Annotated in this window: 26 protein-coding genes and 1 other RNA gene; 9 read left to right on the top strand and 18 right to left on the bottom strand. The window is 65.1% G+C overall.

Translation table 11 applies throughout. From position 1 onward, the window contains the following. Positions 1-398 precede the first annotated feature (398 nt). Complete coding sequence (locus ACVINW_RS08780) at positions 399-1898, top strand: phosphomannomutase/phosphoglucomutase (protein WP_456750917.1); 1500 nt, start codon at positions 399-401, stop codon at positions 1896-1898. 165 nt (positions 1899-2063) lie between these two features. On the opposite strand, the gene ACVINW_RS08775 is transcribed toward ACVINW_RS08780, so the two are convergent. From ACVINW_RS08775 to ACVINW_RS08750, 6 genes are all read right to left on the bottom strand, one after another. After that, positions 2064-3530: a methyl-accepting chemotaxis protein gene (locus tag ACVINW_RS08775; RefSeq protein WP_456750916.1), complete on the bottom strand. Its 1467-nt coding sequence runs from the start codon at positions 3528-3530 to the stop codon at positions 2064-2066. Then, positions 3527-3808, bottom strand: coding sequence for a hypothetical protein (locus tag ACVINW_RS08770; protein WP_456750915.1), 282 nt, complete (start codon positions 3806-3808; stop codon positions 3527-3529). Before ACVINW_RS08770 ends, ACVINW_RS08775 begins: the two co-directional genes overlap by 4 nt. Positions 3809-3995: 187 nt before the next feature. Then, positions 3996-4496 (bottom strand): Lrp/AsnC family transcriptional regulator, encoded by a 501-nt coding sequence (locus ACVINW_RS08765; RefSeq protein WP_212021204.1) that lies wholly within the window; start codon positions 4494-4496, stop codon positions 3996-3998. A 76-nt stretch (positions 4497-4572) separates the two neighbouring features. Continuing rightward, positions 4573-5520 carry a sugar kinase gene (locus ACVINW_RS08760; protein WP_456750914.1) on the bottom strand — a complete coding sequence of 316 codons (948 nt, stop codon included), beginning with the start codon at positions 5518-5520 and terminating at the stop codon, positions 4573-4575. A gap of 80 nt (positions 5521-5600) precedes the next feature. After that, positions 5601-6551, bottom strand: coding sequence for an NAD(+) diphosphatase (gene nudC / locus ACVINW_RS08755; protein WP_456750913.1), 951 nt, complete (start codon positions 6549-6551; stop codon positions 5601-5603). A gap of 6 nt (positions 6552-6557) precedes the next feature. Further along, the gene (locus ACVINW_RS08750; RefSeq protein WP_212021210.1) at positions 6558-6977 is read right to left on the bottom strand and encodes an HIT domain-containing protein; all 420 of its coding nucleotides are present in this window, start codon (positions 6975-6977) and stop codon (positions 6558-6560) included. Positions 6978-7087: 110 nt separating this feature from the next. Here ACVINW_RS08750 and ffs point away from each other — a divergent pair. From ffs to ACVINW_RS08725, 5 genes are all read left to right on the top strand, one after another. After that, an RNA gene (gene ffs / locus ACVINW_RS08745) (signal recognition particle sRNA small type) lies at positions 7088-7184 on the top strand. Between the two features lie 109 nt (positions 7185-7293). After that, the gene (locus ACVINW_RS08740) at positions 7294-9144 is read left to right on the top strand and encodes a DNA polymerase III subunit gamma/tau (protein ID WP_456750912.1); all 1851 of its coding nucleotides are present in this window, start codon (positions 7294-7296) and stop codon (positions 9142-9144) included. Between the two features lie 23 nt (positions 9145-9167). Next, the gene (locus ACVINW_RS08735) at positions 9168-9488 is read left to right on the top strand and encodes a YbaB/EbfC family nucleoid-associated protein (RefSeq protein ID WP_018269493.1); all 321 of its coding nucleotides are present in this window, start codon (positions 9168-9170) and stop codon (positions 9486-9488) included. 1 nt (position 9489) lies between these two features. Further along, positions 9490-10095, top strand: coding sequence for a recombination mediator RecR (recR, locus tag ACVINW_RS08730; RefSeq protein ID WP_163160808.1), 606 nt, complete (start codon positions 9490-9492; stop codon positions 10093-10095). A gap of 205 nt (positions 10096-10300) precedes the next feature. Then, positions 10301-10729 carry a hypothetical protein gene (locus ACVINW_RS08725; RefSeq protein WP_456750911.1) on the top strand — a complete coding sequence of 143 codons (429 nt, stop codon included), beginning with the start codon at positions 10301-10303 and terminating at the stop codon, positions 10727-10729. A 127-nt stretch (positions 10730-10856) separates the two neighbouring features. Here the strand turns inward: ACVINW_RS08725 and ACVINW_RS08720 are convergent, their stop codons facing one another. The 3 genes from ACVINW_RS08720 to ACVINW_RS08710 form a co-directional block, all read right to left on the bottom strand. Continuing rightward, positions 10857-12224: an AmpG family muropeptide MFS transporter gene (locus ACVINW_RS08720; RefSeq protein WP_456750910.1), complete on the bottom strand. Its 1368-nt coding sequence runs from the start codon at positions 12222-12224 to the stop codon at positions 10857-10859. Positions 12225-12345: 121 nt separating this feature from the next. Next, the gene (locus ACVINW_RS08715; RefSeq protein WP_456756345.1) at positions 12346-12645 is read right to left on the bottom strand and encodes a GIY-YIG nuclease family protein; all 300 of its coding nucleotides are present in this window, start codon (positions 12643-12645) and stop codon (positions 12346-12348) included. A 95-nt stretch (positions 12646-12740) separates the two neighbouring features. Beyond that, on the bottom strand, positions 12741-13961 hold the full coding sequence (locus ACVINW_RS08710) for a DNA recombination protein RmuC (protein WP_456750909.1): 1221 nt from the start codon (positions 13959-13961) through the stop codon (positions 12741-12743). Between the two features lie 170 nt (positions 13962-14131). Here ACVINW_RS08710 and def point away from each other — a divergent pair, with 170 nt between their 5' ends. Genes def through truA form a run of 3 tightly spaced genes read left to right on the top strand, consistent with a single transcriptional unit; the run spans position 14132 to position 16369 of the window. Continuing rightward, on the top strand, positions 14132-14659 hold the full coding sequence (def, locus tag ACVINW_RS08705) for a peptide deformylase (protein ID WP_092122626.1): 528 nt from the start codon (positions 14132-14134) through the stop codon (positions 14657-14659). A 37-nt stretch (positions 14660-14696) separates the two neighbouring features. Then, entirely contained in the window at positions 14697-15632 is a 936-nt protein-coding gene (gene fmt / locus ACVINW_RS08700) for a methionyl-tRNA formyltransferase (protein WP_456750908.1), read from the top strand. Then, positions 15632-16369, top strand: coding sequence for a tRNA pseudouridine(38-40) synthase TruA (gene truA / locus ACVINW_RS08695; protein ID WP_456750907.1), 738 nt, complete (start codon positions 15632-15634; stop codon positions 16367-16369). The genes fmt and truA overlap by 1 nt, the downstream gene beginning before the upstream one ends. A 64-nt stretch (positions 16370-16433) precedes the next feature. Here truA and dapE read toward each other — a convergent pair whose 3' ends face one another. The 9 genes from dapE to yidC all read right to left on the bottom strand — a co-directional run bounded on the left by dapE (position 16434) and on the right by yidC (position 25518). Continuing rightward, positions 16434-17600: a succinyl-diaminopimelate desuccinylase gene (gene dapE, locus ACVINW_RS08690; protein WP_456750906.1), complete on the bottom strand. Its 1167-nt coding sequence runs from the start codon at positions 17598-17600 to the stop codon at positions 16434-16436. Positions 17601-17809: 209 nt separating this feature from the next. Further along, the gene (locus tag ACVINW_RS08685; protein WP_456750905.1) at positions 17810-18238 is read right to left on the bottom strand and encodes a DUF805 domain-containing protein; all 429 of its coding nucleotides are present in this window, start codon (positions 18236-18238) and stop codon (positions 17810-17812) included. A 244-nt stretch (positions 18239-18482) separates the two neighbouring features. Next, a complete protein-coding gene (gene dapD / locus ACVINW_RS08680; protein WP_021079579.1) occupies positions 18483-19328 on the bottom strand; it encodes a 2,3,4,5-tetrahydropyridine-2,6-dicarboxylate N-succinyltransferase in 846 nt (281 codons plus the stop codon). Positions 19329-19503: 175 nt separating this feature from the next. Beyond that, complete coding sequence (locus ACVINW_RS08675; protein WP_456750904.1) at positions 19504-20193, bottom strand: pyrimidine 5'-nucleotidase; 690 nt, start codon at positions 20191-20193, stop codon at positions 19504-19506. 177 nt (positions 20194-20370) lie between these two features. Beyond that, a complete protein-coding gene (locus ACVINW_RS08670) occupies positions 20371-21357 on the bottom strand; it encodes a DUF1036 domain-containing protein (protein ID WP_456756344.1) in 987 nt (328 codons plus the stop codon). Positions 21358-21416: 59 nt separating this feature from the next. After that, complete coding sequence (argB, locus tag ACVINW_RS08665) at positions 21417-22310, bottom strand: acetylglutamate kinase (RefSeq protein ID WP_456750903.1); 894 nt, start codon at positions 22308-22310, stop codon at positions 21417-21419. Positions 22311-22514: 204 nt separating this feature from the next. Then, positions 22515-22883: a DUF423 domain-containing protein gene (locus ACVINW_RS08660; protein WP_456750902.1), complete on the bottom strand. Its 369-nt coding sequence runs from the start codon at positions 22881-22883 to the stop codon at positions 22515-22517. Beyond that, the gene (gene yihA / locus ACVINW_RS08655; protein ID WP_456750901.1) at positions 22883-23533 is read right to left on the bottom strand and encodes a ribosome biogenesis GTP-binding protein YihA/YsxC; all 651 of its coding nucleotides are present in this window, start codon (positions 23531-23533) and stop codon (positions 22883-22885) included. Before yihA ends, ACVINW_RS08660 begins: the two co-directional genes overlap by 1 nt. Before the next feature lie 113 nt (positions 23534-23646). Next, positions 23647-25518: a membrane protein insertase YidC gene (yidC, locus tag ACVINW_RS08650; protein WP_456750900.1), complete on the bottom strand. Its 1872-nt coding sequence runs from the start codon at positions 25516-25518 to the stop codon at positions 23647-23649. Between the last annotated feature and the right edge of the window lie 3 nt (positions 25519-25521).

Below are 25521 nucleotides of genomic sequence, written 5' to 3'. Positions count from 1 at the left end.
TAAGCCTCCGCATTTCTTAGATCTCCATCACTTTCTCGCTGATCTTCCCAGTGCATATGCCCCCTTGCGACCGCGCCGGTATCGCCAAGCCCCACACCACCGCCAACTCCGTCTTGGAATCCCCGCGCGATCTGATCGTAGTAATATAGTCCGCCGCGTTTATAGATTTCCACGCCCAGTTCCGGGATAAAGCCCCTGCTCTTGGTCTCTTCCGGGCCTTCCTTGCCTAGTGGTGCCCCTGCAAAAGCGCGGGCGTCTTGCGCCAGCGGGCAAGTATTCGCCGATGCCAAATCTGCCGTAATTATTGGCCACAAGCCGTCAATCTGCCTTCCGTTGCGGCGATGCATTCGCTAAAGCCAGCGGCACTGTTCCTCCGCATTTCCACGAGGCCGTTCCTGATGTTTCCCAAGCCGAAGCCCGCGCTGGTCCCGAACACTTATGCCTTCGAATCCGGGCCGATGGTGAAGCCGACCGGATTTCGCGAGTATGACGCGCGTTGGCTGTTCAACCAGGAAATCAATTTGATGGGCGTGCAGGCGCTGGGCATGGGGCTCGGCGCGCTGATCGCAGAGCTCGGCGTCCGCCAGGAGATCGTCACCGGGCACGACTTCCGCGGCTATTCCGCCTCGATCAAATACGCGCTGATCTCGGGCCTGATGGCGGCCGGCTGCAAGGTGCACGACATCGGGCTGGCGGTGACGCCGATGGCCTATTTCGCGCAGTTCGATCTCGACGTGCCCTGCGTCGCGATGGTCACCGCCTCGCACAACGACAATGGCTGGACCGGCGTCAAGATGGGCGCCAACCGTCCGCTCACCTTCGGCCCCGACGAGATGACGCGGCTGAAGCAGATCGTGCTCAACGCGGCGTTCAACAACAAGGCCGGCGGCTCCTACCAGTTTCACGAGAATTATCCGGCGCGCTACATCGCCGATCTCACCAACCGGCCGAAGCTGAAGCGCAAGCTGAAGGTGGTGGCGGCCTGCGGCAACGGCACCGCGGGCGCGTTCGCGCCGCAGGTGCTGGAGGCGATCGGCTGTGAGGTGATCCCGCTCGACACCGAGCTCGATCATACCTTCCCGAAATACAATCCCAATCCGGAAGACATGGAGATGCTGCACGCAATCCGCGATGCGGTGCTGGCGCACAAGGCCGATGTCGGCCTCGGCTTCGACGGCGACGGCGACCGCTGCGGCGTGGTCGACAACACCGGCGAGGAGATCTTCGCCGACAAGGTCGGCGTCATGCTGGCGCGCGACATGTCGGCGATCAACGCCAACGCGCAGTTCGTCGTCGATGTGAAGTCGACCGGGCTGTTCGTGACCGACCCCGTGTTGCAGAAGCAGGGTGCCAACACGATCTACTGGAAGACCGGCCATTCCTACATGAAGCGCCGCACCAATGAACTGGGCGCGCTCGCCGGCTTCGAGAAGTCAGGCCATTTCTTCTTCAACAAGCCGTTCGGCCGCGGCTATGACGACGGCCTTGTGTCGGCGATCGCGATCTGCGAGATGCTTGACCGCGCGCCGGGCAAGTCGATGGCCGATTTGAAGAACGCGCTGCCGAAGACCTGGTCGTCGCCGACGATGTCGCCGCACTGCGCCGACGAGGCGAAATACGGCGTGGTCGATGCGGTCGTGAAGCACTTTGAGAGCTTGCAGCAGAACGGCGCGCAGGTCGCGGGCCAGGCCATCCGCGATCTCGTCACCGTCAACGGCGTGCGCGTCACGGTCGCGGACGGCAGCTGGGGCCTGGTCCGCGCCTCCTCCAACAAGCCGGAACTCGTGGTCGTGGTCGAAAGCCCGGTCAGCGAGCAGCGCATGCGCGACATGTTCGAGGCGATGGATTCCGTGCTGCGCACCCATCCCGAGGTCGGCGCGTACAATCAGAAGATCTGAGCCACGTGCTCTGCTGTCATCACCCGCGAAAGCGGGTGATCCAGTACGCCGCGGCCTCTCGATTGAAAATGACTGTCTCTGGAATACTGGATCGCCCGGTCAAGCCGGGCGACGACAGTGAGGTAGGTCAATCGAGTCGGGCGATGGCAGCTGGGAAGGTGGTGCTCACGCCGCCCGCAGCGAGGCCAGGAAGCGGTCGAGCTCGGTCTTCAGCCATTCCGATTGCGACGACAGGCCGTTGGCCGCATCGAGCAATTGTGCGGTCGCGCCGCCGGCCTGTTCGGAGGCACGGTTGACGTTGAGGATGCCCTTGTTGACGTCCCTTGTACGGTCGGCCGCCTGCTGCAGATTGCTGGAGATCTCGCGGGTCGCCGCGCCCTGCTGATCGACGGCGGCGGCGATCTCGCCGGAGACGTGATCGATTTCGGCGATGGTGGCGCCGATGGTCCCGATCGCGCTGACGGCCGCACCGGTCGCGTTCTGGATATCCTGGATCTGAACCGCAATCTCCTCGGTCGCCTTGGCGGTCTGGGTGGCCAGCGCCTTGACCTCGCTCGCGACCACCGCAAAGCCGCGGCCATGCTCGCCGGCGCGCGCCGCTTCGATGGTTGCGTTCAACGCGAGCAAATTGGTCTGGCTGGCGATGTTCTGGATCAGTGTCACCACCTCGCCGATCTTCTGCGTGCCCGCCGCAAGCCCTTGCACGACGCCGTTGGTGCGGCGCGCCTCGTCGGCGGCCTTGGCGGCGATCCGCGCCGAGCGCGTCACCTGCTCGGCGATGTTGTTGATCGACGCCGTCAGCTCCTCGGTCGCCGACGCCACGGTTTCGACGTTGCTCGACGCCAGCGTCGATGCGGAGGCCGCTGCATTGGCCTGGCGCATGGTTTCCGCGTTGCTGCCGTTCATCGTTGCCGACAGGCCCTGCATCGCGTTCGCCGCCACCGCGACGGCCTCGACGACCTCGCCGATCTTGCGCTCGAAGCCCAGGGCCAGTTCGCGCCGCGCGGCATCGCGGTCGTGCTTGGCCCGTTCGGCCTCGATGCGCTCGGCATTGGCGCGCGCCTCGGCGGCACTGACGGCCTCGGCCTCGGCTGCCTTCCGCGCCGAGGTCTTGAACAGTTCGGCGAGCGTGTGCGCGAGCCAGATCAAGACGCCGGCCTCGATCAGCAGGATCACGGCGTGGAGCACGACGCGGCCGAGATCGGCGCCGCCGGGATAGATCGCGGCCGGCAGGATGAAATTCAGCGTCAGGTGATGCAGGGCAACCGCCACGGTGCCGGCGACGATCGGCCGGTAGTCGCAATAGGCGACCAGGCACGCCAGCGCAGCGAAGAAGTACATGTGCATGTCGACCTGCCAGCGGTGGCCGGCGAACTGGTAGACCAGCATCGACACGCCGGCCATCAGGGCGACTGCCACGATCAGCTGCGTTGAGACGCCGTTTCCGGAGGTGCGCCACGACACCGTCGCGGCCAGCGCCATCGCGACCATGAAGCCGGCCGGGATCAGCCAGTCGGTGTGCAGCGACAGGCCGACGACGATCGCGATCGGCACATGCAGCCAGAGCACCACGAGCAGGATCTTGCTGGCCGTCTCGCGCAGCGCGGCCATCTCATCGTCTTCGAAGGTCATTCCCAACCCCCAGATCGCCCAACCCCCGGATCGTCGTCCGCCTTGAAGCAGCCGGCGATCGCCTGCGGATCCATCGTCAGCAAGGCGCCGGCCTCGTACAGCCGGGTGAGCCCGCCATTGCGGTCAGGCCGCACCACCAGCAGGGCCGGGATCGCGGTCATCCGAACGATCGACGCATTGGCCGATGCGGCGGCCGTCAGCGCGCGCTCGGCGCGCCACCACGGCGGAAACGCCACGGCCACCACGTCGTTGCCCGCACGCACCTGCAACGACAGCATTGTGATCGCGATCCAGCTCGCAATCAGCAGTGCAGCCGCGCCTCGCCATGCGGGCCGTCGCCTCGCTGGGATGATTCCCCCCGGCACCATCGCAGCACAATGCCGCTGCCGGCGCTAACTTCAGGTAAATGCAGACCAGGCCGGCTACCTGGGGGCGTATCGAATCTGATGGGGTGTGTGCCGGCGCTTATGCCGCCGGCACCGGCAGCGCCGTCACCGACTTGATCTTCTCCATCGCGAAGCGCGAGGTGACGTTCTTCAGCGGCACGGCACTGATCAGCTTCTTGTAGAACACGTCATAGGCCTGCATGTCCGCGACCACGACGCGCAGCATGTAGTCGACGTCGCCGGCCATCCGGTAGAACTCCATCACCTCGGGCATGGCGCTGACGGCATCGGCGAATTTGCGCAGCCAGGCTTCCGAATGGTCGGCGCTCTCGACCGAGACGAACACCGAGATCCCGAGCCCGATCTTGTTCTGGTCGACCAGCGCCACGCGGCGCAGGATCACGCCGTCGGCCTCGAGCCGCTGGATCCGCTTCCAGCATGGCGTCGACGACAGCCCGACCCGGTCGCCGATCTCGGCGACGGAGAGCGAGGCATCCTCCTGCAACACGGTCAGGATCTTGCGATCGATGGCGTCGAGGCGGCGATTATTGTCATGCAGCTGAACGGCGAGTTCGGACATAGAAGAAAGTTCCATATGAAGGATCAATATCCCTCATATAGAGAAAAATCTTCTCGCGCAAGCGGTTCCTGACCGGTCAGGCCGGCGGGGCTTCGGCGTGCTCGCCCAAAAACGCTTCAACTTCAGCACGTTGCGGTGCGGCATAAGCACCCCCGAAGCGGGTGCATTTCAGCGCTGCGGCGGCGGAGGCGAAGCGCAGCGCCTGCCGCAGCTCCTGCTTCTCGGTGATCGCCAGCGCAAACGCCCCGTGGAAGACGTCGCCGGCGCCGAGCGTATCGACGGTATGAACCGGGAAGGCCGGGGTCTCCTCGAGCTCGCCCTGCTCATTGAGCCAGATCGTGCCCATCGGCCCGCGGGTGCCGGCCAGGAAGGAGGGGGTGAGCTTGGCGAGCTTGTGCAGCGCCTGGCCGTCGTCGGTGACGTCGGCGGTCTCCTGCAGCGGCTCGCTGGAGAACACCAGATGGGAGGAGGCGGTGAGCAGCCCTTCCCGCATCGACATTGCGCGGTCGACGTCGACCACCACGGGAATGCCGCGCTTGACCGCCTCGGCGCACAGCTCGGTGCAGAACGGCGCGCAGCGGCTCTCGGTCAGGATCGCCGCGCAATCCTCCAGCAACAGGTCGGTCGGCGGCAGCTTGACCTTCCACAGCTCCGGGTCGCGGAAGGTGACGATGGTCCGTTCGCCGGTGTCGTCGATCATGATCGCCGAGATCGGCGTCACCAGATCGGGCATGTGGATGAGATGGTTGGTCTCGATGCCTTCCTGGCCGAGCTTGTCGAAGATGTAGCGGCTCGAGGTCTCCCGCGAATCGCCCATCGGCCCGCAGATCGAGGCGCGGCCGCCCAGCCGGACGATGCCGATTGCGGCGTTCAGCGCGTTGCCGCCGCAGATCTCGTCGAAATGCGTCGCATTCTCCTTGGAGCCGCGTGCCGGGACATTGACCCGGAAGGTCAGGTCGCGCACCGGCAGGCCGATGCAGAGGATGCGGGGCGGGATTTTCGGAGCGCCGTCTTGAAAATTCATGCAAAGGTCCGTCGCAATGGTTCCGTCAACTGGCACAATTGGTGTCCAGATTTAATCGGCAGAACGATGTCCGGTTCCCGCTATTGGTCGAGCGGGTTTCGGTGGTGCACCCAACGGCCGAGCAGATGATGGGCGATCGCGAACGGATGCGGGCCGGCGAGGCCGTCGGGGTGCTGGCGCTTGAGCATCAGCGTCGCCTCGGCATGGTCGAACCAGCGCGCATCTTCCAGTTCGGTGCGGTCGACCACGATATCCTCGTTGGTCGCGCGCGCGGTGCAGCCGATCATCAGCGATGACGGATAGGGCCAGGGCTGCGTCATGTAGTAATTGACGTCGGTGCAGCGGATCCCGGCTTCCTCGAAGATCTCGCGCCGGACCGCGTCCTCGATGGTCTCGGCGGCCTCGACGAAGCCCGCGAGGCAGGAATACATGCCGGGCATGAACTGCTTCTGGCGGCCGAGCAGCACCTTGTCGCCTGAGGTGACCAGCATGATCACGACCGGATCGGTACGCGGAAAGTGCTCGGCCTTGCAGCTCGGGCATTCGCGCTTCCAGCCGCCGTCCCTCATCGCGGTGCGGGTGCCGCAGTTCGGGCAGAAGCCGTGGCGCTGATGCCAGGTCACCATCGACTTCGCCATCGCGATCGCCGAGAGCTGTTCGGGCGGCACCACGCCCTGCATCGCCATGCCGCGCAATTCGGTGATCGCGACGTCGCTGCGGCCGACCAGCTTCTCGGCCGCCTGCGGCGCGATCCCCATGCCGAAGATCGGCGCGCTGTCGCGCAGGCCTAGGAAGATCGTGCCGGGATTGGCGCCGTAGCTGCGGGCCTCCTCCAGCGAGAGCAGCGCGCGGGCGCCGCCCTCCTCCTGCTTCACGACCAGCGAGTCGCGGTAGATCACATAGGCGCGCGCCTCGCGGTGGCCCTCCAACGCAAACAGCTTCTCGTCATTGCTGCGCAGATGCGCGGCGCGGTCCAGCACATGGGTGACGAAGGCCGGCTGGCCGAGCGGAAATGAATCGGATGCGGACATTGAATTTCAACCCAACCAGATCTTGCGGCGAAGCGCGCTGATGAAATTCTGCACTTCCTCGGCATCATGCGCCAGCGGCGGCATCACGCCCCAAACGGGACGCGGCCATGCAGCGTCGCTGGTGCGGCGCGCAATGACATGGACGTGAAGCTGCGGGACGAGGTTGCCGAGCGCTGCGACGTTGAGCTTGTCGCATTTGGTGACCTCTTTGAGCGCCCGCGAGACGCGGGTGATCTCGGTCATCAACTGCGCCTGCTCGACCTCGTCGAGGTCGATGATCTCGACCGCGCCGTCGCGCCGCGGCACCAGCAACAGCCAGGGATAATGCGCATCCTTGATGACGAGCACCTTGCACAGCGGCAGGTCGCCGATGTCGATGGTGTCCTTGTTGAGCTGCGAATGCAGCGACCAGTTGGAGGCGGGCATGAGGGCAAATAATGCCTTTCCGTGTTCCCAGACAAGCCCCGCAAAGCCAGCCTTACAAAGCCGGGTCAGGCCGCTTGCTTTCCGGCGGTTTTGGCCCCAAATAGGGACCGGGAGATTGGCGGTGGACGAGCCACTCGCCAACCGGGTCAGGTCCGGAAGGAAGCAGCCCTAACGAGGTCCGGATCGGGTCGCTCGTCAGTCTCCTACCTGTTTTTCCGAGCGAATCGCGCTGGAATGGCGGTCCCCGCGCCCGGCGCTTGATTTTGGCTCCCATCCGCACGCCGGCTGAAGAGACACCCAAGTTGCGGATCGACGCATGAACGACGACGCTGGCGCCCCCTCCCAACCGTCCGACGGCGCAGGCCAAAGCGGCTTTGATCTCGGCGGGGCGCCTGAGGCCGCCAACAAGCCATACCGCGTTCTCGCCCGCAAATACCGTCCCTCCAGCTTCGAGGACCTGATCGGCCAGGAGGCCATGGTTCGCACCGTCTCGAATGCGTTCGAGACCGGGCGGATTCCGCAGGCCTGGATCCTCACCGGCGTCCGCGGGGTCGGCAAGACCACCACCGCCCGCATCCTGGCCCGCGCCCTGAACTATGCCAAGCCGGACGGCTCGGTGCAGGGGCCGACCATCCACATGCCTGATCTTGGCGTGCACTGCCAGGCGATCATGGAAAGCCGGCACATGGACGTGCTGGAGATGGACGCCGCCTCCCACACCGGCGTCGACGATGTCCGCCAGATCAATGACAGCGTGCGCTATGCGCCGGCGAGCGCGCGCTACAAGGTCTACATCATCGACGAAGTCCACATGCTGTCGACGGCGGCGTTCAACGCCTTCCTGAAGACGCTGGAGGAGCCGCCGGAGCACGCCAAGTTCGTGTTCGCCACCACCGAGATCCGCAAGGTTCCGATCACGGTGCTGTCGCGCTGCCAGCGCTTCGACCTGCGCCGCGTCGAGGCGGACGTGCTGATGAAGCATCTCGGCAATATCGCGACCAAGGAAAGCGTCGAGGTCGAGCCCGAGGCGCTCGGCATCATCGCGCGCGCCGCCGAGGGTTCGGTGCGCGATTCCCTGTCGCTGTTCGACCAGGCGATCGCGCATGCCGCAGGCCTCGTGAAGGCCGATGCGGTGAGACAAATGCTCGGCCTTGCCGACCGCACCCGGGTCATCGATCTCTTCGATTCGCTGGCGCGCGGCGATCTCGCCTCTGCCTTCACCGAATTCCGCGCGCAGTATGATGTCGGCGCCGATCCGGTGGTGGTGCTGTCCGATCTTGCCGAGTTCGTCAATTTCGTCACCCGGGTGAAGGCCATCCCGGCAACCGCGGACAATGTCGCATTCGGCGAGACCGAGCGGGTGCGGGCGCGCGAATTCGCCGCCAAGCTGTCGATGCGGGTGCTGTCGCGGATGTGGCAGATGCTGCTCAAGGGCATTGCCGAGGTGCAGACCGCGACACGCCCGGCGGCCGCCGCCGAGATGGTGCTGGTGCGCATCGCCTATGTCGCCGACCTGCCGACGCCGGACGAGGCGATCCGGATGATGGTCGAGCAGAACGGTGGCGGCGCCGCGCCGGCAACATCTGGCTCCGCCGCATCGTCCCCGTCACGCGGCGCACCTGGCTCGGCGATGTCTGCGATGCCATCAGCGCCGGCGCGTGCCCCGCAGGCCGCGCCGCGTGCCGATCTCGCCGCGCGTCCGCAGATGGCGGCACCGGCCGGCAATGCCGCGCCGGCGCTGCGGATCTCGAGCTTCCCGCAGCTGATCGCGCTCGCCGGCGAGAAGCGCGACATCATGACCAAGAGCGCGCTGGAGGCCGATGTGCGGCTGGTCCGCATCGAGGACGGCCAGCTCGAGATCGCATTGGAGCCGAAGGCGCAGCGCGCGCTCATCACCGATTTGCCGCGCAAGCTCGAATTGTGGACCGGGCGGCGCTGGACCGTGATCATCTCCAACGAGGCCGGCCAGCCCACGGTGCGCTCGCAGAACGAGCAGGCCCGCAGCGAGCATCAGCGCGCGGCCGAAGCCGATCCGCGCGTCCAGGAGGTGCTGGCGCGCTTCCCCGGCACCAAGGTGGTCGAGGTCCGCCGCCTCGCCGCCGAGGTTCCGGTCGCGGACGTATCAGGCGAAGACCCGATTGAAACTTCCGACAGCGATGACGATTGATCTTTGGCGATAGGAACGCAGGCATGGCTGATTTTCTCGGCATGATGAAACAGGCGGCGCAGCTGCAATCCAAGATGCAGGAGATGCAGGAGCAACTCGGCAATGTCGAGGTCGAGGGCATTTCCGGCGGCGGTCTGGTCGCGGTGCGCATGACCGCGAAGATGGAAGTGAAGGGCATCAAGATCGATCCGTCGCTGATGAAGCCGGAGGAGCGCGAGGTGCTCGAGGATTTGCTGGTCACCGCGCATGGCGACGCCCGCCGCAAGGCCGAGACCGCGATGCAGGAGAAGATGATGGCGCTGACCGGCGGGCTAGGCCTGCCGCCGGGATTCGGTCCCACTTAAAATGGCCGCGAGCGTTGCCGGTCCCGAGATTGAACGCCTGATCCAGTTGTTGGCGCGGCTGCCGGGCTTAGGTCCCCGTTCGGCGCGGCGTGCGGCGCTGCATCTGATCAAGAAGCGCGAAGCGCTGATGACGCCGCTGACCGCGGCGTTGCAGGTCGCGATCGACAAGATCCAGGTCTGCAAGACCTGCGGAAACATCGATACACAAAACCCCTGCACCGTGTGCACCGACCCGCGCCGCGATCCCGCGATCATCGTTGTGGTCGCCGATGTCGCCGATCTCTGGGCGTTGGAACGCGCCAATGCGACCAATGGCCGCTATCACGTGCTTGGCGCGACGCTGTCGCCGCTCGACGGCGTCGGTCCGCAGGATCTCACCATCGATCAACTGGTGGCGCGCGCGCATGCGCCTGAAGTCAGTGAGATCATTCTCGCTTTGAATGCCACCGTCGATGGCCAGACCACCGCGCATTACATCACCGACCTGTTGTCGGAGGCGAACGTGCGGGTGACGCGGCTGGCGCATGGCGTGCCTGTCGGCGGCGAGCTTGATTACCTCGATGAAGGTACGCTATCGGCTGCGATGCGGCAGCGGACGCTGTTCTAGCGCGCACTTGAGAGCAGGCCCTGGCGATATTGCCGGCCGATCCGTCACAAGTCGAAAAGATCGCGCTCAGACAAAATGATAGGGTGGATGACGATTCGGGGATGGCCATCCACGCACAACAGCATGATCCGGAAAAGTGGAAACCGGTTTTCCGAAAAGATCATGCTCAAACAGATCTGACGAATCTACTACGGAACCACTGCAAATGACGACACACCGATTCGGCGTACGCTTGGGCTTTGCGTGTCTCGCGGCAATCCTCGCTGCGCCCTGTGCCATCGCGCAAGAGAGCGATGCAGCGCAGAAGCCCGGCAAGATCATTCACGCAGGCGACGTGCTGTCCGGGGAACTCGGCGTCATGAAGGTGCGCGATACCAAGAATCGCGGCAAGCGCGTCGCGACCTACCAGATCACCAGCGAGCCGCGCCGCCTGCCGCCGCCGAACGGCCTGTGCAATCTCGAAACCGGGCCGGAAACCTTCCAGCTCGTTCCGACCAACGATGCCCAGGCCGCGCAGCTCAAGAGCCTCTCCGGCAAGGCGATCTCGGTGAAGGTCGACGAGGTCGCCTGCGCCAAGGACGCCGGCGAGATGAGCGAAGCCATCGTCACGAAGTGGAGCGTGGTGACGAAGTAGCTACCTCAGTTGCGGTGTCATCGCCCGGCTCGACCGGGCGATCCAGTACGCCGCGGCTTCTCCACAGAATCACGAACGTCTCTGGAATACTGGATCACCCGCTTTCGCGGGTGATGACAGCGGATGCTCAAACCCGCACCGGCCCCAGCTCATCAAAATGCCCGCGCCGTTGCAGCCAGGCGAGCAGGATCAGGCTCGGGATCGCGACCAGCACGCAGATCACGAAGAACCCCTGCCAGCCGACCGCCTTGGCGACATAGCCCGCGCCCGACGACAGGTAGGTGCGGCCGACCGCCGCGAGCGCCGTCAGCAGCGCGTACTGGGTCGCGGTGTGCAGCGGATTGCGGCACAGCGCCGAGAGGTAGGCGACGAAGATCACGGTGCCGATCGCGCTTGTGAAGTTCTCCGCCGTGATCGCCAGCGCCAGCGCCCATTGATCGACCCCGACATGGGCGAGCCAGGAGAACGACAGGTTGGCGACCGCCTGCAGCACGCCGCCGATCCACAGGCTCGACGCCAGCAAATAGCGCCGCGCTACGAAGCCGCCGGCAAAGCCGCCGATCAGGGTCGCGGCAAGCCCGACGCCCTTCACGATCGCCGCGTAGTCGACCTTTGAAAAGCCGATGTCGATCACGAACGGCGCGGTCATGGTGCCTGAGAAGGCGTCGGTGAATTTGAACAGCACAACAAAGGCGAGCGCCGCGAAGGCATCCTTGCGGCTGAGGAACTCGGAGAATGCGCCGAGCGCGGCGTGAAACACCCGTTCGGCGGCGTTCTGCGCATGCGTGGCCGCCTCGGCGCCTTTCAATTGCGCCGGCTCGGTCGCCGCAAGCGCGGTGACGATGCCGATCACCACCAGTGCGGCCATCACCACATAGCCCCACATCCACGCCGATGGCCGCGCGAGGCCTGCGGACTCGAAGCCGCTGACGATGAACAGCGCGCCGGCGGTCGAGACCAGCATGCCGACGCGATAGGCAGCGACATAAGACGCCATGCCGGCGGCCTGCTCGCTTTCCGGCAGGCTCTCGACGCGGAAGGCATCGACCACGATGTCCTGCGTCGATGACGCGGTTGCGACCAACAGCGCGGCAAACGCCGCGAACCATGGCGATCGCGCCGGATCGGCCACCGCCAGCACCAGGATCGCCGCGATCAGCAACAGCTGTGAGAACAGCAGCCAGCCGCGGCGGCGTCCGAACACTTTCGTGAACAGCGGCACGTGCAGCGCGTCGACCAGCGGCGCCCAGAGGAATTTCAGCGTGTAGGGCGTGCCGATCAGCGCCAGCAGCCCGATGGTGCCGAGATCGACCCCGGCCTCCTTCATCCACACCTGCAGCGTCGAGCCCGACAATGCCAGCGGCAGCCCCGAGGAGAAGCCGAGCAGCAGCACGATCAGCACCCGCGGCTGCAGATACACCGCAAAACTGTCGCGCCAGGAGGTGGCGGGAGGGGTGGTTTTTTCCGGCATGGCTGTGGCGTCGGGGGCGGTCATCTATCCCATCGTGAGGTCATCGTCCGCGAAGGCGGACGATCCAGTACTCCGTGACGATTCCGTCCAGCCACCGTCGTCCCGGCGTACTGGATGCCCCGCCTTCGCGGGGCATGACGCATAGTTAGACACCTGCAATTCCCGGATACAAGTCTTCCCAATTTGGGTTGTGCTGTTCGATCAGACGAACCTTCCAGGCTCGATTCCACTTCTTCAACCGCTTCTCGCGCTTGATCGCGTTATCAGGATCATCGAACTGCTCGAAGTAGACAAGCTTCACCACATCGTATTTCTCGGTGAAGCTCTTGATGAGTTTCAGCTTGTGCTCGCCCACGCGGCGAGTGAGGTTATTTGTCACACCGATATAGAGCGTGCCGCCGATGTGGCTGGGGAGGATGTAGACGTAGTAGCTGCGTCGCCCCAAACTGCCGCCTCTGGGATACTGGATCGCCCGGTCGAGGCCGGGCGATGACACCGATTGGATGGCGCGAGCGCGCCAAGCAACTTCTAAAACTACAATCACTCCCCCGCCTGCAGCTTGCGCGGGCTGGGGAACAGGTCGGCGGCGGCGGGCTTGACGAAGCGGGGGACCTCGATCGGGGTCTCGGCCTTGCTGAAGTCGAGTTCCTCGATGCGGCCGGCGCGTTTCTCGATCTTGTCGGCGGAGATCAGGATCTGCCTGACGTCCTCGTTGACCTGGCCGAAGTGATTTTGCAGCTTGAGCACGCGATCGCGCAGCCGGCCGAGATCATCGCCGAGGTGCATCACCTCGTTGCGGATCTGGTCGGCGGCGTCGCGGATGCGGGCGTCCTTCAGGATCTGCTGCATCACCTGGATCGCCAGCATCAACAGCGACGGCGACACCAGCACGACGCGGGCGCGATAGGCCTTCTGGACCACGTCGTCGAAGCCGTCATGGATCTCGGCATAGACCGATTCCGACGGCACGAACATCAGCGCGGTGTCCTGGGTCTCGCCCGGGATCAGGTATTTCTCCGCGATGTCGCTGACATGCTTGAGCACGTCGGCGCGCAGCCGCTGGCAGGCCGATTTGCGTTCCTCGTCGCTGCGCGCATCGTGCAGCGCAGTCATCGCCTCCAGCGGAAATTTGGCGTCGATGCAGAGCGGGCGCTGGTCGGGCAGGAACACGACGCAATCCGGCCGCTTGCCCGACGTCAGCGTGTACTGGAACTCGAACGAGCCCTTCGGCATGCCATCCTGGACGATCGCCTCCATCCGCGCCTGGCCGAACGCACCGCGCGATTGCTTGTTGGCGAGCACGTCGCGCAAGGTCGTGACCTGGGTGGTGAGCTCGTTGAGGTTCTTGTGGGCGTGGTCGATGATGCCGAGCCGCTCATGCAGCACGCGCAGCGAATCCATGGTGTTGCGGGTCGATTGTTCCATCGACTGGCCGACCCGGTGGGTCACCGAATCCAGCCGCTCGTTGACGGCGCGGGCCATCTCGGCCTGGCGCCCGGCGAGCGCCTGCGCGAAGGCATCGACCTTGGCGTCGACCCGCCCGGAGGATTCGCTCTGGGCGCGCAGCATGTCGGCAAGCCGCTCCTCCAGCTCGTCGGCGCGGATGGCCTGGGCCATCGCCAGTTCCGCGCCACGCCGGCTGGCGCGGGCGATCACCACGGCGATGGCGAACAGCAGGATCAGCGTCAGCGCGCCAAGCCCGATCAGCGCGTCGGAGACGCGGACCGGAAGGTCGCCAAACATGAGAAGAATCTCGTTCATGCCAGCCGTTGTAGCCGATTCGCGGCCGCATGCGAACGAAGAGGGAACATTTATGGTAAATGCTTTCCTAATTTTCTTGGTTAATCAGGCGTGAAGAATCGTGGTTAAGGCTGTCTTAACGGGTTCCTGAACGCATTGACCGCATCAGGCCCGCGGCTTAAATCGCCGCCATGGCATTACGAGAAATCATCATCCTGCCGGACAAGCAGTTGCGGCTGGTGTCGAAACCGATCGAGAAGGTGACGCCGGAGATCCGCAAGCTCGCCGACGACATGCTCGAGACCATGTATGACGCGCCCGGCATCGGGCTCGCGGCGATCCAGGTCGCGCAGCCGTTGCGGCTGATCACCATGGACCTCGCCAAGCGCGACGAGAACGGCGAGACCACGCCGCAGCCGCGGGTGTTCATCAATCCGGAGATCATTTCGCATTCGGACGAGCTGTCGGTCTACGAAGAGGGCTGCCTGTCGATCCCCGAATATTACGAGGAGGTCGAGCGCCCGGCGCGGGTGCGCCTGCGCTTCACCGACCTCGACGGCAAGCTGCATGAGGAGGATGCCGAGGGGCTCTACGCCACCTGCATCCAGCACGAGATCGACCATCTCAACGGCGTGCTGTTCGTGGATTATCTGTCGAAGCTGAAGCGCGACCGCGTCTTCAAGAAATTCGAGAAGGCCGCCAAGCGCGCGGCGGAGTAGGCGCGCTCTCCGCTGTCACGCCCGGAAGACCTGATCCATGCCTCTCCGCCTGATCTTCATGGGCACGCCCGATTTCGCGGTGCCGACGCTGCTGGAGCTCGTGGCCCATGGCCATGAAGTTGTGGCGGTCTACACCCGTGCGCCGAAGCCCGGTGGTCGCCGCGGCCTGCAATTGCAGCCGACACCGGTCGAGCAGGAGGCGCGCCGGCTCGGCATATCGGTGCTGACGCCGAAGACGCTGAAGACAGACGAAGCGCTCGCGGAGTTTCGCGCCCATGACGCGGATGCCGCCGTCGTCGTCGCCTACGGCATGATCCTGCCGCAAGCGATCCTCGACGCGCCCAGGCTCGGCTGCTTCAACCTGCACGCTTCGCTCTTGCCGCGCTGGCGCGGCGCCGCGCCGATCAACCGCGCCATCATGGCCGGTGATGCCGAGAGCGGCGTGATGGTGATGAAGATGGATGTCGGCCTCGACACCGGCGACATCGCGATGGCCGAGCGTCTCGCCGTCACGGACAGCATGACGGCGTCCGACCTGCACGACGCGCTGGCGCCGCTCGGCGCCGACCTGATGGTGCGTGCGATGGCCGGGCTCGAGCGCGGCGGGTTGCAGTTGACCAGGCAAAGCGCCGACGGCGTCACCTACGCCGCCAAGATCGAGAAGGCCGAGGCGCGGATCGACTGGACGCAGCCGGCGCACGCGGTGCTGCGGCACATTCACGGGCTGTCGCCGTTCCCCGGCGCCTGGTGCGAGCTTTCAGGCGAAGGCGAGCCGGTGCGGCTGAAGATCCTGCGCTGCGAGCTGGCCATGGGTTCGGGCCAACCGGGCGATGTGCTCGACGACACCTTCGCGATCGCCTGCGGCGCCGGCGCGATCCGGATCCTCGAATTGCAGCGCGCCGGCAAGACGCCGACCAAGGCGGCGGATTTTTTGCGCGGCACGCCGCTGAAGCCGCCGGCGCGGCTCAACTGATGCCCCGCTACAAGCTCACCATCGAATATGACGGCACGCCGTTCTCCGGCTGGCAGATCCAGGACACCGCGCCGACCGTGCAGGGCGCGCTGGAGGCCGCGGTCAAGGCGATCTGCGGCGAGGACGTGCGGGTCCATGGCGCGGGGCGGACCGATGCCGGCGTGCATGCGCGCGGCCAGGTCGCGCATTGCGACATCGCCAAGCATTTTCCGCCTGGCCGCTTTCGCGACGGGCTGAACGCGCATCTGCGGCCCTATCCGATCGCCGTGCTCGCGGCCGATATCGTGCCGGACGATTTCGAGGCGCGGTTCTCGGCGACCAGGCGGCACTATCTCTATCGCATCACCAACACCCGCGCGAACCTCGCGCTCGACATCGGCCGGGTCTGGCGGGTGCCGCGCGCGCTCGATGCGGATGCGATGCACGCGGCCGCGCAACGCCTGCTCGGCAAGCATGATTTCACAACCTTCCGCGACACCGAGTGCCAGGCCAGATCGCCGGAGAAGACGCTCGATCAGCTCGACGTCGTCAGAGACGGCAATGCCATCAACATCGTGACCTCGGCGCGCTCGTTCCTGCACAGCCAGGTGCGCTCGATGGTCGGCTCGCTGGTCTGGGTCGGCGAGGGCCGCTGGAGCGCGGACGATCTCTCTGGCGCACTCGCCGCCCGCAACCGCGCCGCCTGCGGCCCGGTGGCGCCGCCGGAGGGACTATATCTGGTGCGGGTAGATTATTAGTGGCCACAATCCCTACTGTGCATGGGGTTGTTTTTCACTATTTTTGTCCAGCCAACCGGCTGGATCACGCAAAATACCGCTCCAGCACGCCGCGATAGATCTTCGTCAGCTGCTCCAGATCGGCCACCGGCGTGCGCTCGTCGATCTGGTGCATGGTCTGGCCGACCAGGCCGAATTCGATCACCGGGCAATAGCTCGAGATGAAGCGCGCGTCGGAGGTGCCGCCCGAGGTGGACAGCTCCGGCTTGCGGCCGGTGACCTCTTCGATCGCGGCGACCGCGAGATCGGTGAACGGACCGGGCTGGGTGACGAACACGTTGGAGTTCGACGGCATCCAGTCGATATGGGCGCGGATGCGATTGCCGCAGGCTTTCGCCAGCCGCGCGTCGACCAGCTGCCGCAGGGTTTCCTGGGTGTGGTTGTCGTTGTAGCGGATGTTGAACTTCGCCCGCGCTTGGCCGGGAATCACGTTGGTTGCGGTGTTGCCGACATCGACCGTGGTGAATTCGAGGTTGCTGGCCTGGAATTGCGCGCTGCCGTGATCGAGCGGCTCGTCGCTCAGCGCCACGATCAGCCGCGAGATATCCGGCACCGGATTCGACGCGCGGTGCGGATAGGCGACATGGCCCTGCACGCCGTCGACAATGAGCGTGCCGGACTGCGAGCCGCGGCGGCCGATCTTGATCATGTCGCCGAGCACTTCGACATTCGAGGGCTCGCCGAGCACGCAATGGTCGAATTTTTCGCCGCGCTCGGCGCACCATTTCAACAGCTTGACGGTGCCGTTGATCGAGACGTCTTCCTCGTCGCCGGTGATCAGGAAGGAGATCGAGCCGTTGCCATTCTCTTTCGGCTTGCCGTCATGGTCGCCGAGATATTGCAGCACGGCGGCGACGCTGCAGGCGATGCCGCCCTTCATGTCGACGGCGCCGCGGCCGTAGAGATAGCCGTCCTTCACCTCGCCCGAGAACGCACCGAGCGTCCACGCCGCCTCATCGCCGGGCGGCACCACGTCGGTGTGGCCGGCAAAGGTGATGTGCGGCGCCGTGTTGCCGATGCGCGCATAGAGGTTGTCGACATCGGCGGTGCCGGGCTCGGAGAACGTCACGCGGTGAACCTCGAAGCCTGCGGTTTTCAGCAAATTTTCGAGGACGCCAAGCGCGCCGGCGTCGGCCGGGGTGACGGAGGGGCAGCGAACCAGATCGCGGGTTATCGAGACGGCATCAGTCATGCGCCTCGCTTAACACGTCACAGCGCGGGTGGACCAGCTTTGTGCGGCACGATATCGAGCTCGCTTTGTTGATCCCAGCCCTGCGTCGAGCGCGACCCGGTGCCGCGGCTGCCTCCCCGGCTCGCATGGATTTTGCCCAGTGGATTGGGACCGTAGCGATTGGGGTAGGAGGTGCCGCGCAGAAACGCCAGCTCGATGAAGCCCCAGATTTAGAGCACGAAAACGATCGTGCCCGCGGCCGCCACCCAATAGGACTGATCGGGAAGCCGGTCCGAGAATTGGCTCATGAGGCCGGGGATCGCGAAGAACGGGACCATCCACCAGCCGCTCCTGTCGCGGTCGTGCAGGCGCTTGATCGAGACGGCGATATAGACCCAGACGAACAATAGCGTGCCGCCGGCCTTGACCAGCAGCGTCGGCAATCCGGCCCATGTCAGTGATGTGTAGCTGTCGGGGTCGAACGCCCGGAAGATGTCGTCGACATTGAAGCCGAATGACCGATCCTTGCCGCCGAGGCCGGCCAAGACCACCAGCGCGTCCAGGAACATCATCCAGCAGACGATGATCAGCACTGCGAGCCAGAATTTGGCGCGGTTGACGCGGCCCTTGAAGCCGAACAGGTAATTGGCCCAGTCCATGAAAAAGCTCCGGGCGGCGGCAACGTTTCGCGGCCCGGAGTTTTGTCGGAGTCAAAGGGAAATTGGTTCGATCTTCCTGGACCGTCATCCCCGCGCAACGGCTTCGCCGTTGTCGCTGGAGGTGCGAGCGGAGCGAGCCTCGAAGGATGCACGGCCACCAGCCGGGCCGTCGACCCTTCGAGGGCCGCTGAAGAAGCGGCCACCTCAGGGTGACGGTGAGGGATGGGGAATCGCCGCGGCGTCGTTAGTCCCGCAGCAGCTCGTTGATGCTGGTCTTGGCGCGGGTGCGCTCGTCGACGCGCTTGACGATCACGGCGCAGGCGGTGGCGGGGCCCGGCTGGCCGTTCTTCAGCGGTTTGGCCGGCAGCGTGCCTGGCACCACGACGGCATATTCCGGGACCTCGCCGACAAAGATCTCGCCGGTCTCGCGGTCGACGATCTTGGTCGAGGCGCCGAGGAATACGCCCATCGATAGCACCGCGCCCTTGCGCACGATCACGCCCTCGGCGACCTCGGAGCGTGCGCCGATGAAGCAATCGTCCTCGACGATCACGGGCTCGGCCTGCAGCGGCTCGAGCACGCCGCCGATGCCGACGCCGCCGGAGATGTGCACGCGCTTGCCGATCTGGGCGCAGGAGCCGACCGTCGACCAGGTGTCGATCATGGTGGCCTCATCGACATAGGCGCCGAGATTGACGAAGGAGGGCATCAGCACGACGTTCCTGGCGATAAAGGCCGAGCGGCGCACGATCGCGCCGGGCACGGCGCGGAAGCCGGCGTCGCGGAAGCGGTTCTCGCCCCAGCCCTCGAACTTCGAGGGCACCTTGTCCCACCACGACGCCTTGCCCGGGCCGCCGGCGATCTGGCCCATGTCGTTGAGGCGGAACGAGAGCAGTACCGCCTTCTTCAGCCACTGATTGACCTTCCACTTGCCGCTGGCCTCGCGCTCGGCGACGCGGGCCTCACCCTTGTCGAGCAGCTCCAGCGCGTGATCGACGGCCTCGCGGACCTCGCCCTTGGTCGAGGTCGAAATGCCTTCGCGGGCGTCGAACGCGGTGTTGACGGTGGTTTCGAGGGCGGACAGCGACATCGGGACGATCCTTGGGCGTATCGGGGATATGACGGAAATTTTGCAGGGCTTTTTCGGAATTTGAGGCCGCGGAGTCAAGGCTGACGCGGGCATGTAGCCCGGATGGAGCGCAGCGTAATCCGGGATCCCGACGGGTGGCGACAGCGGTCCCGGATTGCGCTTCGCTTCATCCGGGCTACGGCTTCAGCCGCTGCAAGAACCCGGTGAGATCGTCCGTGACATGGTCGACATAAGCGGCGTCGCGCCCCTCCAGCTCCCAGGTCTCGCGCACCACCTCTTGGCTGCCGTCGGGCACCACCAGCACGGTGGTCATGCCGAGCTCATGCGGCACCACCAAATTGCGCGCGAGGTCCTCAAACATCGCAGCCTTCGCCGGATCGACGTCGTGCCGCCTGAGGAACTTCTGGTAGGTCTCCGGCGCCGGTTTCGGCTCGAGGTCGGCGGCGATGATGTCGAACACGCCGTCGAAATGCTGGCCGATGCCGAGCCGGCCGAGCACCGCATCGACATGGTCGACCGAGCCGTTGGTCAGGATCAGCTTGCGCCCAGGCAGTTTTGCGATCGCAGCGCCCATTTCCGGATTCGGTTGCAGCGGCGAGTGGTCGATCTTGTGTACATAGGCGAGATAGTCGTCCGCCTGCACGCCGTGTTCGGTCATCATGCCGCGCATCGTGGTGCCGTAGCGCAGGTAATAGTCCTTCTGCAGCCGCCGCGCTTCCTCGGGCGAGATCTTCAGCCAGTTGCCGACGAACTCGCCGATCCGCGCATCGACCTGCTGCCACAGATTGACGTGATGCGGGTACAGCGTGTTGTCGAGGTCGAACACCCAGGTCTCGACATGGCCGAAGCCGCGGGGAGCTTTCATGTTATCTTTCCGTCGTCGTCCTGGCGAAAGCCAGGACCAATACCGCGTGATCCATCAAATGCAGCGGGGAGCCAATACTGCACAACCGTCGACCACGACCAGTCTTCGCCAAATGATTGCCTGTGGTAATGGGCTTTCGCCAGGACGACGGAGATATATGCAGCGCCGTCATCTTCATCACGGCACCGCAAAGCGCAGCGTCTTGCCGCCACTGGTCATGTCGACGGTGGTGAAGCCGAGTGCGGTGAGGCCGCGGGTGGTGCAATCGCCCTGCTCGTTGACCTCGAACTTGCTGTCGCGGGTGCAGAGCGGCACCGCACCGCCCCAGTTCAAGGGCTTGTCCTTGATGCGGATGGTGCGGTTGTCGCCATCGACCGCTTCGGCAAAGGAATAGATCTGCTTCGGCGTGCCGGTGACGTCGGGATGCAGGCATTTGCCGGGGTCGATGCGATACCAGCCGCGGCTGGTCACCACCTTGCCGTCGTCGGTCGCGACCGCCGCCATCACCTTGTACTGGGTGTCGTTGCACCAGGTCAGTCCTGACGCGGACGGTTTCTGCACGGCATCGACCATGGTGGCGAAGAAGTTCGGCGACTGCACGATGTCGCTGCCGAGCCCGCGGCTCCTGAGGAAGGCCGACAGCGCGCTCTGGGTCTTCGGCCCGTCGACGCCATCGATCGGCGCCGCGTCGTAGCCCGCGATCACCAGCAGCCGCTGGATGCCGGCGAGCCGCGCCTGCTCGTCGTCATATTCGCTGTCTTCTGCGAGATAGGCGACGAGATTGCCGTCATCGGTCTGCGTCGGCGTGATCTGGGTGAATTGCGCCGGGGTCTGGCCGGAGCGGCATTGCCGTGCGGCGGCGATCACGAAATTGTCCTGAGCGACGCACAGCGTATCGGTGCCGTTCTGCGGGATCGGCGAGGCGCCATAGACGCCGAGCGCGCGGGCGTTGAGCAGCACACGGTCGGCGGTCAGCGCGCCCTGCACCACGACCCGGCAGGTCGCCGGATCGATCCGGAACCAGCCGCGCGTCGCGGTTGCGGCCTTGTCGTCGATGCCGATCGCGGCCTCGATCACATAGCTCATGCGGTTGCAGAGCTTGAGGTCGGCATGCGCCGGCGCCGACGAGAACAGGAACGACACCAGCGCGGCCGGCAGCGCCATCGCGAGCCGCGCCGCCGGCGACCGGCGAGGTTGCCTCGCCGTGTGTCCCGCGTCTGCCATTACTTGTGGATCAGCGTGCCGGTGCCCTGGTTGGTGAAGAGCTCGAGCAGCACCGCGTGCTGGGTCTTGCCGTCGATGATCACGACGCCCTGCACGCCCTGTTCGAGCGCGTAGATGCAGGTCTCGACCTTCGGGATCATGCCGCCGGAGATCGTGCCGTCGGCGATCAGCTTGCGGGCTTCCTTGATCGACAGGTCCGGAATCAGCTTCTTGGACTTGTCGAGCACGCCGGGCACGTCGGTCAGCAGCAGCAGGCGCTTGGCCTTCAGCGCACCGGCGATCGCGCCGGCAAAGGTGTCGGCGTTGATGTTCAGCGTCTGACCGTCCTTCGACGTCGCCAGCGGCGCCAGCACCGGGATCAACTCATAGCCGATCAGCTGGTTGAGCAGCGTCAGATCGACCTTTTCGGGGTCGCCGACGAAGCCGAGATCGACCGCCTTCTCGATATGGGAGTCGGGATCGACCATGGTGCGCGTCGTCTTCGACGCCTTCACCATGTTGCCGTCCTTGCCGGAGAGGCCGACGGCCTTGCCGCCGGCTTCATTGATGTAGCCGACGATCTGCTTGTTGACCGATCCCGCCAGCACCATCTCGACGATCTCGATGGTGGCGGCGTCGGTGATGCGCAGGCCGGCGGCGAATTCCGACTGGATGCCGAGGCGCTTCAGCATGGTCGCGATCTGCGGACCGCCGCCATGCACGACCACCGGGTTGATCGCGGTCTGCTCGAGCAGCACGATGTCGCGCGCGAACGCCTTGGCGGTGTCCTCGGCGCCCATGGCATGGCCGCCGTACTTGATGACGATGGTTTCCTCGTCATATTCCTGCATGTGCGGCAGCGCCTCGGACAGGATGCGGGCCTGATCGAGCGGGCTGATGTGCTGGTCGGTCATGGGGCTGGTCTCATCGTCAGCGGAGGGACGGGCGCGGTTCTATCTGATTGCCGGGCAGGGCGCAAAGCGGGAGAGGTTGTATCCGTAGCCCGGATGAAGCCAACGGGTCGCGCGAACGCGCGCCCGATGACAGGCTTCGCAATCCGGGGTCGCCACCCGCGACGGGATTCCCGGATTTCGCTTGCGCTCCATCCGGGCTACGGATCAGCGCTTCGGCCACGCCGCCGAAACCGCCAGCACCAGCCAGCTCAGGATCAGCAGCGTTCCGCCTGATGGTGCCGCCATCGGAAACAATCCATGGCCGGCATACTGGCGCAGTACCAGGTCGCCTGCGAACAATGACGCCGCGATGACGAAGCCTGCTGCCGCCACGATTCCGAGCCTGGCATGGATGACCGCGCGGTCCGCGACCGCAATCGCCGCGATCGCGGCGGAGGCGTGGAACAGCAGCATCGAGGATGCCGCTGCCAGCCGCGTGGCGTCAGGCAAATGGGCTGCGGCTGCGGCCAGCATCACGCCGCAGGCGCCCATGATCGCGGCAAGGGCGATCAGGAGGCGGGACATGCCGTTCATCAACGCCGCTCCTCGATCAGGCGCACCATGGCGGCACGCAGCTCCGGCATGCCGTCGCCGGTGCGTGACGAGGTCACCAGCACGTCGGGAAACGCCGCAGGATGCTTGGCGAGCTTGGCGATGGTCTCAGTGGTGACGGTCTTCAGTTCGCCGGGCTTGACCTGGTCGGCCTTGGTCAGCACGACCTGGTAGCTGACCGCTGACTTGTCCAGCGTCTTCAGCACGTCGAGGTCGACGTCCTTGATGCCGTGGCGCGCGTCGATCAGCACATAGACCCGCGCCAGCGTCGCGCGTCCGAGCAGGAATTTGTGGATCAGCGCGGTCCATGACGCGACCTTGGTCTTCGGCGCCGAAGCGTAGCCGTAGCCGGGCATGTCGACCAGGCGGAAGGCTGCCTTCTCGGGCCCCTCGAAGAAGATCAATTCCTGGGTACGGCCGGGCGTGTGCGAGGTGCGCGCGAGGTTGCTGCGGCCGGTCAGCGCGTTGATGAGGCTCGACTTGCCGACGTTGGAGCGGCCGGCGAAGGCAACCTCGAGGCCGGCCATCGGCGGCAGCGTCTCGATCGAGGGCGAGGCCCAGATGAAGCGCCAGTCGCCCGCGAACAGCTTTCGCCCTCGCTCGATCAGCTCCGCATCGGGTTCGGCGGTCATGTGCGGCGGCTCGCTCTGGTTCCGTCATTGCGAGGAGCGAAGCGACGAAGCAATCCATCTCTCCTCGTGCCGAGGCATGGATTGCTTCGCTTCGCTCGCAATGACGGTGCTTCCTACGTCGGCTTCTTGGCGAACGTCGACTTCAGATTGTCGAACAGCTCCACCTTCACGCCGTTCTTGCGCATGATGAAGCTCTGCTGCAGCACCGAGAGCGTATTGTTCCAGGCCCAGTAGATCACGAGACCCGCCGGGAAGCCGGCCAGCATGAAGGTGAAGATCAGCGGCATCCAGTCGAAGATGATCTTCTGGGTCGGATCCGGCGGCGCCGGGTTGAGCTTCATCTGCACCCACATCGTGATGCCCATGATGATCGGCCAGATGCCCATCACCAGATAGGCGCCGAAATGCGGTCCGAGCAGCGCGATCGGATCGAACGGGATCAGGCCGAACAGCGTGAACAGGTTGGTCGGATCGGGCGCGGAGAGGTCCTTGATCCAGCCGAAGAACGGCGCGTGCCGCATCTCGATGGTGATGAACAGCACCTTGTAGAGCGAGAAGAACACCGGGATCTGCAAGGCGACGGGAAGACAACCGGCGATCGGGTTGATCTTCTCCTTCTTGTAGATCTCCATCATCTCCTGCTGCTGCTTCACGCGGTCGTCAGGATAGCGTTCCTTCAGCGCCTGCAGCTGCGGCTGCACCGACTTCATCTTCGCCATCGAGGCGTAGGACTTGTTGGCGAGCGGGAAGAACAACAGCTTCACGATCACGGTCACCAAGAGGATCGCGATGCCGAAATTGCCGACCAGGCGATAGAACCAGTCGAGCGCCAGGAACATCGGTTTGGTGATGAAGTAGAAGTGGCCCCAGTCGATCAAGAGATCGAAATGGTTGAGGCCGAGCTGCTTGTTGTAGCCGCCGAAGCCGACCAGCGGGAAGTTGAGGCCGACGGTTGCGGCCTCCTTGGCGCCGGCGAACAGCCGCGCATTGGCGACGCCGGTGCCGCCGATCGGAATGGTCTGCGCGCCGAGCATGTAGTCGGCCTGGTAGCGCTTATCACCGGTGGTGAAGCGGGCGCTGTCCAGCGTCGCATTGGTTTCCGGCAGCAGCGCGGTGGCCCAGTATTTGTCGGTGATGCCGAGCCAGCCGTCGGTGACCTTCGAGAATACGATGCCGCGCGAATTTCCGCCGGTCGGGGTCTTGGCTTCGTCGAGGTTCTTGTAGGTGTATTCCTGCAGGCCCTGCTCGCCGAGATAACCGATCGGGCCTTCGTGCAGGATCGCGTAGCCCGAGACCGGCGGCTTGCCGCCGCGCGAGATCAGGCCGAATGGGTACAGCGTCACCGGCGCGCTGCCTTGGTTGACGACCTCATCCTTGATGCTGAAGAGGTAGCGATCGTCGATCGAGATGGTGCGGCGGAAGGTCAGGCCCTGGCCGTTCTCGTATTTCAGAACCACCGGCGTGCTCGGCGACAGGCTGTTCGATCCCTCCTGCTGCCAGACCGTTTCGGCATCCGGCGTCTTCACCGACGAGCCGTTGGCGGTCAGCCACAGGAACTCGGCATAATAAGGTTCGGCCGTGCCGGACGGCGACAGCAGCACGACGGCCGGCGAGTTGGGGTCGACGGTCTCGCGGAACTGGACGAGTGCCAGATCATCGATCCGCGCGCCCTTCAGCGCGATGCTGCCGATGACACGCGGGGTCTCGATCTTGATGCGCGGGCCGGCTGCGAGCACGGTCTCGCGGCTCGCCACCGGAGCGTCAGCAGCAGGCGTGCCCGGTGCCGGGGAGGGCGTCGCTGCGCTTCCCGGAGCAGCGCCGGGGGCGGCACCCGGGGTCGGCTGCGGCGATGGCTTCAGCAATTCGGCCTGCTTCTGCGCCTCGCGCTGCTTCTCCATCTGCGGCACGTTGTAGAAGTATTGCCAGGCGATCAGGACGAGGCCGGACAGAATGACGGCAAGGATCGTGTTGCGGTTGTCGGACATCTC

It is taken from the genome of Bradyrhizobium sp. USDA 4461 (genome assembly GCF_054055655.1).
This window is presented reverse-complemented; position numbering and strand designations above follow the sequence as displayed.